The organism is Mesorhizobium sp. M1E.F.Ca.ET.045.02.1.1 (assembly GCF_003952485.1).
Taxonomy (GTDB): Bacteria; Pseudomonadota; Alphaproteobacteria; order Rhizobiales; family Rhizobiaceae; genus Mesorhizobium.
On sequence record NZ_CP034447.1, the window covers coordinates 3,512,605 to 3,526,674 of the forward strand.

The 14,070-nt window shown below is 64.7% G+C and carries 11 protein-coding genes and 1 pseudogene; 3 read left to right on the top strand and 9 right to left on the bottom strand.

From position 1 onward, the window contains the following. Positions 1–66 precede the first annotated feature (66 nt). The 7 genes and pseudogenes from EJ070_RS16995 to EJ070_RS17025 form a co-directional block, all read right to left on the bottom strand. Positions 67–420 carry a DUF1428 family protein gene (locus tag EJ070_RS16995; protein ID WP_126092402.1) on the bottom strand — a complete coding sequence of 118 codons (354 nt, stop codon included), beginning with the start codon at positions 418–420 and terminating at the stop codon, positions 67–69. A 193-nt stretch (positions 421–613) separates the two neighbouring features. Then, positions 614–1,030: a glyoxalase/bleomycin resistance/extradiol dioxygenase family protein gene (locus EJ070_RS17000; protein ID WP_126092403.1), complete on the bottom strand. Its 417-nt coding sequence runs from the start codon at positions 1,028–1,030 to the stop codon at positions 614–616. Between the two features lie 159 nt (positions 1,031–1,189). Further along, on the bottom strand, positions 1,190–1,372 hold the full coding sequence (locus EJ070_RS17005; RefSeq protein ID WP_126092404.1) for a hypothetical protein: 183 nt from the start codon (positions 1,370–1,372) through the stop codon (positions 1,190–1,192). Positions 1,373–1,512: 140 nt separating this feature from the next. After that, the gene (locus EJ070_RS17010; protein ID WP_126092405.1) at positions 1,513–3,039 is read right to left on the bottom strand and encodes an ABC-F family ATP-binding cassette domain-containing protein; all 1,527 of its coding nucleotides are present in this window, start codon (positions 3,037–3,039) and stop codon (positions 1,513–1,515) included. A 241-nt stretch (positions 3,040–3,280) separates the two neighbouring features. After that, positions 3,281–4,187, bottom strand: a pseudogene (locus EJ070_RS17015) (DMT family transporter). A gap of 120 nt (positions 4,188–4,307) precedes the next feature. Then, the gene (gene uvrB / locus EJ070_RS17020; protein WP_126092406.1) at positions 4,308–7,424 is read right to left on the bottom strand and encodes an excinuclease ABC subunit UvrB; all 3,117 of its coding nucleotides are present in this window, start codon (positions 7,422–7,424) and stop codon (positions 4,308–4,310) included. A 118-nt stretch (positions 7,425–7,542) separates the two neighbouring features. Continuing rightward, a complete protein-coding gene (locus tag EJ070_RS17025; protein ID WP_126092407.1) occupies positions 7,543–8,799 on the bottom strand; it encodes a hypothetical protein in 1,257 nt (418 codons plus the stop codon). Between the two features lie 167 nt (positions 8,800–8,966). Between EJ070_RS17025 and EJ070_RS17030 the strand changes: the two genes are divergently transcribed. Next, positions 8,967–10,016 (top strand): CapA family protein, encoded by a 1,050-nt coding sequence (locus EJ070_RS17030; protein ID WP_126092408.1) that lies wholly within the window; start codon positions 8,967–8,969, stop codon positions 10,014–10,016. A gap of 73 nt (positions 10,017–10,089) precedes the next feature. Further along, the gene (locus EJ070_RS17035) at positions 10,090–11,061 is read left to right on the top strand and encodes a DUF3137 domain-containing protein (RefSeq protein WP_126092409.1); all 972 of its coding nucleotides are present in this window, start codon (positions 10,090–10,092) and stop codon (positions 11,059–11,061) included. Positions 11,062–11,071: 10 nt separating this feature from the next. On the opposite strand, the gene EJ070_RS17040 is transcribed toward EJ070_RS17035, so the two are convergent. Together EJ070_RS17040 and EJ070_RS17045 are read right to left on the bottom strand one after the other, a co-directional pair. Beyond that, on the bottom strand, positions 11,072–11,566 hold the full coding sequence (locus EJ070_RS17040; RefSeq protein WP_126092410.1) for a DUF2314 domain-containing protein: 495 nt from the start codon (positions 11,564–11,566) through the stop codon (positions 11,072–11,074). A gap of 189 nt (positions 11,567–11,755) precedes the next feature. Continuing rightward, positions 11,756–12,277: a hypothetical protein gene (locus EJ070_RS17045; protein ID WP_126092411.1), complete on the bottom strand. Its 522-nt coding sequence runs from the start codon at positions 12,275–12,277 to the stop codon at positions 11,756–11,758. 795 nt (positions 12,278–13,072) lie between these two features. On the opposite strand from EJ070_RS17045, the gene EJ070_RS17050 reads away from it, so the two are divergent. After that, positions 13,073–14,011, top strand: coding sequence for a diacylglycerol kinase family protein (locus tag EJ070_RS17050; RefSeq protein ID WP_126092412.1), 939 nt, complete (start codon positions 13,073–13,075; stop codon positions 14,009–14,011). Positions 14,012–14,070 lie beyond the last annotated feature (59 nt).

Sequence of the window (14,070 nt, forward strand, 5' to 3'; positions counted from 1 at the left end):
CTAGGGTCTGCGCGCGTCGCTTCGCTCCTTGCTCCGCCCTAGGATGACGAAGTGATGGCAATGCGCCTACAATTCGATGAATGGCTGGAAGCCGCCGAAGATCATGCGCTTGCCGTCGAACGGCATTGACGACCAGTCCATCTTCAAGCGTTCATCGGCCATCACCTTGGCCATGACAGCGTCGCGGCTCTGCCTGGATTCATAGACCACCCAGGCGAAGATGACGACTTCGTCGTCCTTCGCCTGCACGGCGCGCGGAAACGAGGTCAGCTCGCCGTAAGGCACGTCGTCGCCGACGCATTCGACATAGGCAAGGGCGCCGTGCTCCATCCACACGGCGCCGCCATTCTCGGCCATCTTCTTGTACGCATCGAGATTTGCCTTCGGCACGGCGAGCACGAAGCCATCGACATAGGACATGGTGAGCTCCTTTGCTGGTGAGGATCTTCCTTCTCCCCTTGTGGGAGAAGGTGGCTTGTCGCGAAGCGGCAAGACGGATGAGGGGTGTTCCAGCTTGGCGCCACGTACCCTTCACCCGGATTGCCAGCCGATTTGTGAAGGACAAATCGGGGCAATCCGACCTCTCCCACAAGGGGAGAGGTAGACGTCCAGCTCATTTCACCGGGGCGTTCATCGCCCAGGCGACGCCGAAGGGATCCTTCACCTGGCCCCAGCGGTCGCCCCAGAACATCACCTGCAGCGGCGTGACGACCTCGCAGCCGGCGTCCACCGCGCGCTGCCACCAAGTGTCGATATCGTCGCTGCCGAGATGGAGCTGAAGCACGTAGCCCTGCGCATTCTGATGTGGATGGCCGTGCTCGGGATAGGCGTCGCCCAGCATCAGCGTCGAGCCGTTGACATAGAGGTGGATATGCATGGTGCGGCCCTGGTCGTCCGGCGGATAGGCGAAGACCTCCTCGGCCCCGAAAGCCTTCTTGTAGAACTCGGCCGCCTTGATGGCGCCGTCGACCTGCAGATAGGGGGTCAGTCCGCCGAGCACCTTGGCGCGGGGTGGGGTCTGGTCGGTCATTTCGCGTGTTCCTCTTCGAGGGTTGATTTGGCCTTGCGATCAAAAGACGGACGAGGCGACCGCAATCCTACACGGGCGGCGGAATTTTTTGAGGCCGGACCCGGGCAGGCCAGGCAACCGGCGAAGCCGGGTGATGCTCGCGCTGCTTGACGGGTCCTTTCAGATGACCTTGGTCGAGAAGGTGGCCGTGCGGCGGCTGTCGCGCGTGTCGAGAATTTCCGGAAAGCCGATGTCCTTGCGCAGTTCGGCCGGCAGCGAAAGCAGCATGCGCTCGCTGCGGTAGCGGGCGCGCGCCTCCGCATATTGGGTGGCGATGCGGCCGATGGATGACAGAATCGACATGATGAACTCTCCCTGGTTGATGCCGGCACCATCGCGTCGGCATCCCAAGGACGCAGCGGCGATCGGCGATCCGACAGATCGCCTGATTTTTTTCTTGCGCCCGAAAGGCCGGCCCGTAGCGAGCCGGCCTTGCGATGGTCTCAGCACCCCGTTTCGGCGACTGAGCGGAAGAACGCTTCCGGACTGTCGACTTCGGTCAGGCGCCGCTTCTCGATCAGCCAGAAACGGTTGCCGACGGCGCGGATGAAGGAGCGGTCGTGCGAGGCGAGCAAACAGCTCGCCTGATGCTTGAGCAGTTCCTCCTCCAGTGCTTCCTGGCCGTCGATGTCGAGGTGGTTGGTCGGCTCGTCGAGGAGATAGAAATTGGGGTTGATGAGCCTGAGCACCAGCATCATCAGCCTAGACCGCTGCCCGCCCGACAAAGCGGCGATCTTCTTCTCCTGCATCTCGATGGCGACGCCGGCGCCGGCAAGAAGCGAACGCGCGCGCTGCTCGCCGACCTCGAAGCGGCGTGAGACCATCGCCAGCGGCGTGTCGTCGCCGCCGATACCCGACAGCGCTTGGTCGCTGTAGCCGAGCACGGTCGACGGCGTCACCTTGATGTTCTGCGCGGTCCCAGGTTCGGCGATGGCGGCGCGGATCATCGCAATGAAACGCGACTTGCCGACGCCGTTGCGACCGAGCAGCACGATGCGATCGCACTGGCAGATATGGCGCTTGCCGGTCCTGAACAGCAGCGTGCCGTCGGGCGTTTCCACGGCAGCGTCGTCCAGCGTGATCAGTACCTTGGCGTGGGTGCCGCGGTTTGCCAGCCGGATGGCGCCGGCCGAACGCCCGCGATGTGCGGCCACGGCTGCATCCTCCAGCTTCTCGGCTCGTTGCTTGAGCTGCCTGGTTTTCACCGTGAGCAGATCGCTGCCCGAATTGATGCCGATATTGTTGAGCTTGGCGGCCTGCTTGCGTAACTGCTGGGCGACCTTCATGTCGCGCTCGAACCGGCGCGCCGTCGAGGCGTCGGCCTTGTCGAGCGCTTGCCTGGCGCGCGAATAGGGCAGCGCGAATACCGGCGATTCTTCCGGGCGCAGGAACAGGGTGCGGTTGGTGGTGGCATCGAGGAAGGCGCGATCGTGGCTGGCGATGATCGCCGGCACCTCGCGCGGCAGCGCGTTGAGCCAGGTTTCCAGCAGGCCGATCTTGACAAGGTCGAGGTGGTTGGTCGGCTCGTCAAGCAGGAGCACGTCCGGATCGGTAACCCAGACGCGGGCGATCAGCGCCAGCCGCTGCCAGCCGCCGCTCAAGGCGCGCATCGGCCGGCCGCGCATATCCTCGGGCACGTCGAGCGAATCCAGCACCACGTCAACGCGCCAGTGTTCGCTGTCGCGCTGTTCGGGCGGCAAGACATCGGCGACCACTTGATGGAAGCCACGGTCGAGCAGCGCCTCGGGGACGGATTGCTCGACATGGCCGACGCGCAGGCCGCGCGATCGGGTAATGTCGCCGGTCGTGGCGTCCAACTCACCGGCCAGGCATTTGAGAAGCGTGGATTTGCCGCGGCCGTTGGCGGCGACGATGCCGAGCCGATCGCCGGCGCCGATGGTGAGATCGAGATTGGAAAAGAGCGGCGCACTCATGGTGACGCCGAGGGATTTGAGGCTGATCAGGGCCATATCGATTTCTCTGGTCTTGCCGGAGCGCGGCTCAATGCACTTTGACGGTGCGCCGGCAGGCCATCAGGCCAAACTCAGCGGCACCACGAAGGGCAGACCAAAAAATCGAAGCGGGGAAAATTCCCGGACCGTCCTGGTCAGCCCTGCAAGCAAGCTCGCAGGGCACAGACAGGGCCGCGCTGACGGTGGTGATCGATAGACACGCAGCCCTCCTTTCCAGACGTTCGAGTATGGGCAGGGGTTACACCAAAGGCGTGGCCGATGGCAAGGGCGCAGCCTGGGGCAGCGATTTGGCCCGTCTCGGAAAAGGGTCGAGAACGAGCATGCAGCCGGCAATGATCGCGACCGCGCCAAAACCCTGGACGAGCGAGAGCGGCTCCTTGAGCAGCATCGTGCCGACCAGGACCGCGACCACCGTCACCGCGAATTCGACGCTGATCGTCCTGGTGGCGCCGATGCTCGCGACGAGACGGAAATAGACGACATAGGTCAGCGCGCTCATCACGCAGCTCAGGATGGCGAGATAGAGGAGATCGACGGCGCGCGGCATTGCCGGCACCGGTACGAAGAACAACAAGGGCAACGTCATCAGCCCGCCGAAAAGGAAAGCCGCGCTGGTGCCCGGCCGAGCGGAGGTGGCGGCTCCCATAGTTGCTGCCGAAGGCCGCCGAAAACGAGCTGAACAGCGAAGCGGCGCAACCGATGAGGAAAGACGGCGTCACCGGGACTGCCGGGAAGCCGACCAGAAGCCCGATGCCGGCTGCACCGACCACCAGCCCCGACAGTCCGCGCAGCGTGATGCGCTCCAGGCCCCATAGCTGGCCGAGGATCATTGAAAAGAGCGGGATGGCGGCGACGAGGATGGCGGCCATTGCGGTGCCGATACGCGGCGTGGCGAAGGAAAGCCCGATCAGCTGGGCGGCGACCGTGGTGGCACCGACCGCCGCGAAGTGGCGCCAGCCGGCGCTGAAGTCGAGCCGCCGGCGCGTGGCCATCGCCAGCAGGAACAGCGCGCCGCCGGCGATCAAGGCACGCAACGTCACCGCGCCGATCCAGCCGAAGGCCTGAACCGTTTTCAACAGGACAAGAAAGGACAGCCCCCAGGTTAGGGCCAGGAAGACATAGGACGCGATGTCTCTGGGTTTCATGGTCGGCGGGGGCGGGATTGAAGAGCGAAGGCGGAACCGTCGCCTAGCGTTTGCGCGTGCGCATGGCAAGCGGAGGCTGATGGGCCAGCTTCCTTCCCGCCTAGTGGCGTAGCGATGTCGTTACTGCCCTGGGCGCCCCGTCTTGCTCGGCCGCCGTTTCTGACGGCGCTCGTCAGCCGGATCCTCGTAAGAACCGATGCCTGAGCGTTGGCGCACGATGGGCTTGTCGTCGCGCGCTTCGGTTCTGCCGGCATTCGCCTCCGGCGAGACCGGCCGTGGCTTGGCCGGCACTTTTCCTTCGACGGGTTTCTCCGTGCGGCGCACGGTCATCTCGTCGAGCGAGTTCTTTCGGAACAGAGGCTTGGTGCGGTCGCCGGGAATGCCGAAATCGGAGCCATGCGCTTCCTGCGCCGACTGTCTCTTGAACAGCGAGCGCGAGACGGCGCCGGCCGGCGTCGGCATGTCGGTGCCCGGACCCATATCGTCGATCGACGGCTTGGCGAAGAGCGGCTTCTTCACCGGCTCGGCGCCGTCTGCGCCCATCTTGTCGAGATGCGGCTTGCGGAACATGTTGGGGCGGGCCGCCCTGGCCGCTTCCTCGGCGGCGCGTGCTTCGTCGAGCCTGCGGAAGCGCTCCTGTTCCTCGGCCGTACGGTGCCTGGCCACGCCCTTGTTGTGCCTGCCCTTCTCGCGGCCAGAGGCGGGACTTTGGCTTTCCACCTCGCGCGCCAGCGGGTCGTCGGAGATCGCAAGCTCCATCTCGCGCAGCCGCTTGATCTCGTCGCGGACACGGGCGGCCTTCTCGAAGTCGAGATTGGCGGCGGCGTCGCGCATCTGCCTGTCGAGCGCCTCGAGATGGGTTTTCAGATTGTTGCCGATCATGGCCCCGGCATCGTCGGTGAACTGCGAGATGTCGGCGCGCACGTGATCCTTCTCGTAGACCGAGTCCAGGATGTCGGCGATGCGCGACTTGACCGATTCCGGCGTGATGCCGTTGGCCGCGTTCCACTCCATCTGCTTCTCGCGGCGGCGGTTGGTCTCCGCCATCGCCCGTTCCATCGAGCCGGTGATCTGGTCGGCGTAGAGAATGACCTTGCCGTCGACGTTGCGGGCGGCGCGGCCGATGGTCTGGATCAGCGAGGTTTCCGAACGCAGGAAACCTTCCTTGTCGGCGTCGAGGATGGCGACGAAGCCGCATTCGGGAATGTCGAGGCCTTCGCGCAGCAGGTTGATGCCGACCAGCACGTCGAAGGCGCCGAGGCGCAGGTCGCGCAGGATCTCGATGCGCTCCAGCGTGTCGATGTCGGAGTGCATGTAGCGGACACGGATGCCGTTCTCATGCAGGTATTCGGTAAGGTCCTCGGCCATGCGCTTGGTGAGCACCGTGACCAGCGTGCGATAGCCCAGCCTGGTGGTCTCGCGGATCTCGCCGACGACGTCGTCGACCTGGCTCTTGGCCGGGCGTACCTCGACCGGCGGGTCGATCAGGCCGGTCGGGCGGATAACTTGCTCGGCGAAGACGCCGCCGGACTGCTCCAACTCCCAGCCGCCCGGCGTCGCCGAGACGGCGACCGACAGCGGGCGCATGGCGTCCCATTCCTCGAAGCGCAGCGGCCGGTTGTCCATGCAGGAGGGCAGGCGGAAGCCATACTCAGCCAGCGTCGCCTTGCGGCGGAAGTCGCCGCGATACATGCCTCCGATCTGCGGCACGGTGACGTGGCTTTCGTCGATGAAGATCAGCGCATTGTCCGGCACATATTCGAACAAAGTCGGTGGCGGCTCGCCCGGCTGACGTCCGGTGAGATAGCGCGAATAGTTCTCGATGCCGGCGCAGGAGCCGGTCGCTTCCAGCATCTCGAGATCGAAGCGCGTGCGCTGCTCGAGCCGTTGCGCTTCCAGCAAACGGCCAGCCTTTTCAAGCTCTTGCAGGCGGTGCTGCAATTCTTCCTTGATCGACTTGATGGCCTGATTCAAGGTCGGGCGCGGCGTCACATAGTGCGAATTGGCGTAGATCTTGACGCTCTTCAATTCGCCGGTCTTCTGGCCGGTCAGCGGGTCGAACTCGGTGATGGCCTCGATCTCGTCGCCGAACATCGAGATGCGCCAGGCGCGGTCTTCCAGGTGGGCGGGAAAGATCTCGATCGTGTCGCCGCGCACGCGGAACGAGCCGCGCACGAAGTTGACGTCCTGGCGCTTGTATTGCTGGGCGACGAGATCGGCGAGCAGAGCGCGCTGGTCGAGCCGGTCGCCGACCTGCATCTGGAAGGTCATCGCCGTATAGGTTTCGACCGAGCCGATACCGTAGATGCAGGACACCGAGGCGACGATGATAACGTCGTCGCGCTCCAGCAGCGAGCGCGTCGCCGAGTGGCGCATGCGGTCGATCTGCTCGTTGATCGAGGATTCCTTCTCGATATAGGTGTCGGTGCGCGGGACGTAGGCCTCCGGCTGGTAGTAGTCGTAGTAGGAGACGAAATACTCGACCGCGTTTTCCGGGAAGAATTTCTTGAACTCGGCGTAGAGCTGCGCGGCCAGCGTCTTGTTGGGCGCGAGAATCAGGGCGGGGCGCTGCGTCTCCTCGATCACCTTGGCCATGGTGAAGGTTTTGCCCGAGCCAGTGACGCCGAGCAGCACCTGGGTGCGGTCGCTCTGGTCGACGCCTTCGACGAGGTCCTTGATGGCGGTCGGCTGGTCGCCGGCCGGCTCGAAATCCGAGACCATCTTGATGGCGATGCCGCCTTCCGACTTTTCCGGCCGGGCCGGGCGGTGGGGCGTCCAAAGCTGGCCGTCCTTGTGCAGCGGATTGCCGGATTCGATCAGCGCCGACAACGCTGCGACAGTGGCGGTCACACCACTCGACGAGACCGACTCGGCGTCCTCCAGGCTGATGTCGAGGCCGGCCACCGGGTTGAGGCCGGCGGCCGCGCGTTCCTTCGCCGAGGCTGCACCGCCCATCGAGGTGCCGCGCGCCGTGCGGCCGGGCGCGGACGAGCGTTCGGGGATCTTCTTCGGCGCTTTTGCCTTCGGCTGCTTCTCCGCCTCGCGCTCGATCTGTCCAGCCCAATCGGAGATCGAGCCGGTCAGCGGCGCGCCGGAGAATTCGCTCTGCGGCGCTTCGGCAAAACCACCGGGCTTCAACGGCTCGGCGGCGTCGAGGAATTCGGTCAGTGGGCTGCGCCGTTTCGGCGCGCCATCTTGCGCCGGCGAGGGCGTTTTCTTGTCGGTGCGTTTGGCCATGGCCCGAATATGGGAGGACTCGGCCAAAATGGAAAGAGCGGAGTGAAAGGGCGGGTGCGCCCTGCGGACGCTGCTGACAGAAGGCTGTCAGGAGGCATGTCGCGCCCGCCGCTTCGCCTCAATTGAACCACAGCGCGAAAATCAAGAATCCGGCACCGCCGAACTCGCGCTGGATCTGGTCGAAATCGTCGCTGGTCAGGATTTTTCCGCTCTCGACATAGGGCGCGATGGCTGGACCGGTGATCGACAGGACGAGGTCGAAGGGTTTCGGCTCGTCGAAGAAACGCTTCATGTTGATGCCCTTGCCGGCGATGCGGAAATGCGGCAGCAGCACGCGGCCTTCCAGAAGATCCTCGGCCATGGTCAAAGTGGCGAGCCAAGCCGTCACCTGCTCCTCGCCGACTTCGAGGCCGGTGAGTGGGTTGACGCCCTTCTGCTGTGGCCCCGGCAGCCATTCGCGGTCGTTGTCGGTTTCGGCGAGGATCGCTTTCCAGTCTTCGCGCGAAAGCCGGATCATCTCCAGCAGATGCCTGCGCGCCGCCTGGCGGCGCTCCGGCTCGACCACCGGCCAGTTGACGAGATGCACCAGCGAAATGAAGTCGGCGAAGCGCCATTCAGAAGAAAAGATGTTGCCGCTCATACCGCCGTCCGGCGGCACCAGCGTGTCCTGCAGCGGCAGTTTCGCGCGCGGGAACAGCATGTGGAAGGAACCGTCGAACATGGTCCTGAAATCATGCGCCAGCCAGAAATCGGCCTGGGCCATCAGGAACTCGGCGTAACCTTGCAGCCAATAGCCGTCGGCGCGGTCGAAGCGGAAGGCGAGCGAGGGCGCGGCAGCGCTCGCGTCGACACTGCCGCGCGAGAGCGAGGCCATGATCGCGGCGATACTCTCGTCCGGCGCGATGTTGCCGTCCTCATTGAGATCGATGCCGGCACGGGTGAGGTCGACCACCATGCCGATATCGGCACCGGCCGGCACGGAGCCCAGCGTGGTGGCGGATTTCTCCAGCTGGTCGCGGAAGGCGACCAGGATGGCGCGGAATTCTTCATAGGTCAGCGGCTGCGGGTTGGGGTTGTCCGGCACCGGCAGCCGCATCAGGGGCAGCATGAAGGATTGCGGACTCTCGAAACCGTGGCGGTGGAGGCCACTGGCCAGAATCTCCAGCGCGGTGAAGAATTCGCCGGCGCCGGCTGCGTAGGCCGCTGCCGGGTCGCCCGATGCGGATGCCTCCAGGGTCGACAACGAACTGTTCCGCTCCGAAACGTTTTTCGCCTCGAACAGCATCTTTGCTGCGCCCGGCATTTCCGCGGCGACTGACGAGATCGGCAGGCAAAGGCACAAGGCGGCCGCCATAAGACAGACTATGCGCGTCATCGTCATCCTCCCACCGACGTTGCAGCGAACATACACTTTTTTGGCCCATGGCGCCTGCCTGGCCGGACTGGACTTGCATCCGGCGTCAACCGACCCGCCACTCAATGAGGCCGGCTTCAACCCGTTCGCGGAACGGTCTACACACGTGGCAAACGATTGGGCATGGCGTGTCGAACTATCCGCTCTCCTACAAATTGTCGTGGCTGCCGCGCTTCCTGAAGCCGTCGCTTGGCGGTGACACGAACGGTTTCGCTGCGCCGGCGGCGAGCCTGATGGATCCGCCACCGGCGCGGACGGTGCGGCTTGCCTTCATCGGCGACCTTTCGGCGGTCGCCAACCGCACGGCGCCGGAGTGCGATCCTGCGATCGCGGCGCTGCTTGCCTCCGCCGATCTCGTGATAGGCAATTGCGAAAGCCCGATCGTCGAGCGGCCGAGCGCGGTGATGGGCACGCGGCTCGGCACCCATCACGCGATGACCGAACGCTTCCTGGCGGACGCGCTGACAGCCGTCGGCATCGCACGCGACAGGTTGGTGCTGTCGCTCGCCAACAATCATGTCCTCGACCAAGGCACTGCCGGCTTCGAGGAGACGGTCGCGGCGCTGAAGCGGCTCGGCATACGCACAATCGGCACCAGTGCTGGCGGGCCGGTCCAGCGCCATGCCGCCGGGTTGCTGACGATCGGCTTCGCCGCCTTCACGCTTTGGCGCAATGCTGACGAGCCCGAATTTCGAGCACGGGTTTCCATGGCGAGCGATCCGGCGGAATGGCCGCGCGAGGCGATCGCCGATGTCGACCTGCTTTGCGCCGTGCCGCATTGGGACTGGGAATTCCGGCATTTTCCGAGACAGCCGACCCGGGTGCTGGCGCGGCGGCTGGCGGGCCATGGCGTCCGGCTGGTCGCCGGGCACCACGCCCATGTCGTTCAGCCGGTCGATCGGTTCGGCGACAGCATCGTCGCCTACGGCCTCGGCGATTTCCTCGGCACGGCCTTCGTCAAACAACCATGGCCGGGCCGCATCGGCTCGATCCTCGCCGTCGACTTCAGCGCCGATGCCGCCACGCGCGGCATGATCGCCGCTTACCGATTGCATTTCTTCATGCGGCTCGGCGCCGGCGGCCATGAGCGGCTGGTGCCGGTGGAAGCGCTGGACGGGGCGATGAAACGCCGGGTCGCGGCTCGGCTGAAGGCTGTCTTTCCAGATCAGCCGGGCTAACCGCCGACCGCTGGCGACTTTCGCGCAAAAGCCGCTATCATGAGCGATGTCTTAGCGGCGGCCGGGGGTGGCCATGGAAGCAGCGGATTTCATGCCGAGCGAAGCGGTGATCGCCGGCATCAGGCACAACATCGAGGCCTATGAAGCGAAGCGGGCGTCGGCCCAGAAACAGGTGCGCTGGCGGGTGCCGCTGTTTGTCGGCCTGGTGATTGTTTTCGTCGTGCTCACCGCCTGGCTGTTCAACAGCGCCGCCGACCCCAACGAACAGTGGCTCTCGACGCCGCACGTCTTTCTCTACCTTGGCGGCTTCATCGTTGCGGTGCTGCTCTATTTCCAGGCGCTGAGGCCGGCGACCCGGCTGCAGCAATCCTTCCGCGATACACTGCTGCCGATGATCTTCGGCTTCGTGCGCGATGTCCGCTACCAGCACGGCGTGCGGCCGAATTCCTTCGACAGGATGCCGCGCGAAACGGTCGGCGCTTTCAATAGGCAAAGTTTCGACGACACGATCTCGGGACGCTACGAGGATTTTCCCTTCGAGCTTTACGAGGCGAAGCTTTGGGAAGGCTCCGGCAAGAGCGAGACGACCGCCTTCAAGGGCGTCATCGTCGCCTTCGAAACCATCGAGCCGTTCCCGGGCACGCTGGTTGCGGCGCGCAGGGCCAACAAGATGGTGCATTTCTTCCGCGGCATGTTTGCCAACAAGATGCAGGAGCTTTCGAGCGGCGTCGCCGAACTCGATGCCGCCTATGAATTCCGCACCGACAATATCGAGGCGGCGCGGCCGCTGGTCACGGGACGACTGGCGCAGGCGCTGACCTGGCTCGGCGAGACATGGCCTTACGACCAGGCCCGGGTGGCGCTGAGCGGCAGCGACGGTTTTCTGTTGATGCCGCGGTCGAAGAACTTCTTCGAGCTGCCGGATATCTCCGTGCCGATCGACTACAACACCCATGTCGCGCCGATGATCGCCGATCTCGGCGCCATGCTTGCCACGGCGGCGCTGGTACGCAAGATCGGGGCGAAGGACGAAGCGGCCGGATGACGCGCTTCGCTCAGCAATCGAAGCCGTACTGGGTGCGCATGTAGTCAGCCTCTTCCTTCGACATTTTCTTGAACATCACGCAGACGGTGAAGCTGCCGACCTGATGGCCGTCCCTGGTGTATCCCCAATCGGAAATATCGTCCCTGGTGAATTCGATGTTCTGGCCGAAGACGACGTTGCGGACGAGTTCCGGCTCGTTCGCCAATATGCCGACGAAGCCGGTGGCGGTGCGCTTGAAGGGGATGACCCAGAAATGCTCCGTCACATTTCCGTCCACGACCATGACCTTCAGCTTGAACTTGTCGGCTCCCGGCGGCGGAGCTTCGGACAGAGCCAGGAAGTCGTCCAGGCTGGATCGCGCCTGCGCAATCGCTGCCGCCATCTCGGCATCGTCGGGGGCGACCATCACGGTCTTGTCGTCGCCCTGATCCGAGTCTTGCGCTCGAACCTGCAAGGGTGCGAGCGCCAGCAGCAGGCATAGTGCGGCGCGAACGGTAAAGGTCATGAAGCCCCCCGACTCCGGATAGGCGACAATCTTCCCGCATCGGGCCGGCATTATCAATTGGGATCAATTGGGAGGAGCGTCGAGATTTCCAGCCGTAGTCATTGCCACCCGACCGGTATCAGGCCCAGCGTTTCCGACGACGGCCTATGTTGACCCGCGGGGGGGCGTCGCTTTTTCCCCGGGAATGCCCTACAGCCCGCTCGGCACCAATCCTGCCAGCCAGTCCGCCGATCGCTTCGCCATGTCCACGGTCGCGTCAGCCGCGCGGCCGAGGTCGGTTTTGACCACGGCATAGCCGGTCTTGGTGCGGTAGAGCACGGCGCTGCCACCGTCGACCGCAGCCTCGAAGGCGACCGGTCGCGCGGCCTCCGTCTCGCTGGCCGTCACCGTTCCGCCAACCGCGACGGTCGGGCGATGGCTGAGCTCGGGCGGCAATGGGGCGATGGTTTCGACGACGCCGTTCGTCGGCTTCAGCTCCGGCCCCGACGCTTTCGCGGCGAGTTCCGAGGTCGATGCCGAACCCTTGGTGCGGCAGATGCCGGAAACCAGCGGGCGGTTGAAGTTGCGCTGATGCAGCATCTGGCTCTTCATCGCCGCTTCGCAGTCGGCGATCGTCGCCCATTTGGCGGGCGTCTCGCCGATATATTCGCAAAGCTTGGCGTCGCAGTCGCAGCCGACGATGGTCATGGCGACAAGGGCGGTCTTGATCACGGTCTTGTCCCTTTGAATTCGTTCCAAGGCTGATCAATCGCCGGGGAACAAGGCGGGATTTGGCCGCATTTGTGAATTGTGCATGACCACATGTTACGGAAGGTTGCTTGGCTTGCGACTGTGGCGGGAAAGCATCAATTGCAGGAAAGCGGCAGCCCAAAAAGACAGTCGGCGCTGGGATTTCTCCCAGCGCCTCCCTGTCAGATCAGGAACCAGTCGCGGCAGCAACTCCCAAAAGGTGTCGCGCCAGGCTGGCCTTGATTTTGACGGTCCTGCCAGTCGCCACCCGAGGGGCAGCGCCCGTTCCAGACCACGCCGATCTCCACCCTTGCGGGCTTCCCCGGCGCGCCATCGAAGGTTTCACCGCCTTCATGGCAGCATCGGTCCGCCGTCGGCGTTCGCACGCTTTCCGCGGCCCCGCCGACATCCGTCCCTCCAACAGGCGAACCTGCTCTCGATCCGGGTCGTGCGGGCCTCAGGAAATCCGCCTTGCGCTTTGCCTTTCGGCGAGGCGTTCGGTAGCCGCCTGAGATGGGTTCAATGTACGCCGGGTAAGGGCTTTGCGAAATGCCCGCCAACCTGTGGATAGCGGGATTATCGGGGACCGATGCGACAAGCCTCGGAATTTGCCGGCCAAACCCCTTAGACAGCCTGCCCCCGTATTTCTGTCGCCCTAGGACGATGGAGCCTTGCCCCGCCCGCCGGCCCGCGTTTCAATGCCGGCAAAGGACTGGGGCATGTCATTGCCCGAAGCCGCCGTATGCTTTTAGGCAACTTGCCTCGGGGGAGGTCAGATTGAAGGTCGGGGTGGTTCTCAATCCGATTGCCGGAGGCGGCAAACTCAAGCGGCGTTGGCCCAGGGTCGCCACATCGCTCAGGAAGCATTTCGGCGATTTCGATCTGCGCGAGACACAGACCAGCGGCGACGCCGAGCGGCTGGCGATCGACCTGGCGGTCGACGGCTGCGACCTGGTGATTGCCGCCGGTGGCGACGGCACGGCGAGCGAGGTGGCTGACGGGCTGCTGCAGGCAGAGCATGAGACCGGCCGGGCGAGCGAGCTCGGGCTGCTGCCATGCGGCACCGGCATCGACTTCGCGCGCGGATTGGGACTGTCGGATGAAATCGAGGCAGCGCTGGCGCGCATCGCCGGTGCAAGCCCGCGCAAGGTCGATGCCGGGCGCGTCACCTACATCGACGACCACGGCGCGCTGGCCAGCCGCCATTTCATCAACATCGCCAGCCTCGGCCTTTCAGGCGCCACGGATCGCGCCGTCAATTCCGACAAGCGCAAGGGCAGGGTCTCGGTCAAGGCGCTGTTCTTCTGGCGCACGGTGCTGGAGTTCCTCCGCTACCGCTTCCAGGACGTCAGGATCACCATAGACGACGGCGAGCCGGTCGAGGCCCGCATGGCGCTGGTGGCGGTCGCCAATGGGAAGTTCTTCGGCGGCGGCATGATGATCGCGCCCGACGCCGAGCTCTCGGACGGGCAGTTCGACATCGTCATCGTGCGGGCGGCGAACAAGCTCGGGCTGATCCGCGACATCCGGCTGCTTTATGGCGGGCGTCACCGCAACCATCCAGCGATCACGATCCTGCGCGGTCGCAAGGTGCTGGTCGAGCCGCTGGGCGATGCGGAGAAGAACGGGGCGCTGGTCGACATAGACGGCGAGTCGCCGGGCCGGATCCCGGCGACTTTCGAGATCCTGCCCGGCGCGCTGACGCTGAGATGTTGAATCAACGTCCTCCAGGACAGATTCCGTGAGCGCAGCCAGGCTCTTGAAATAGCTGGCGA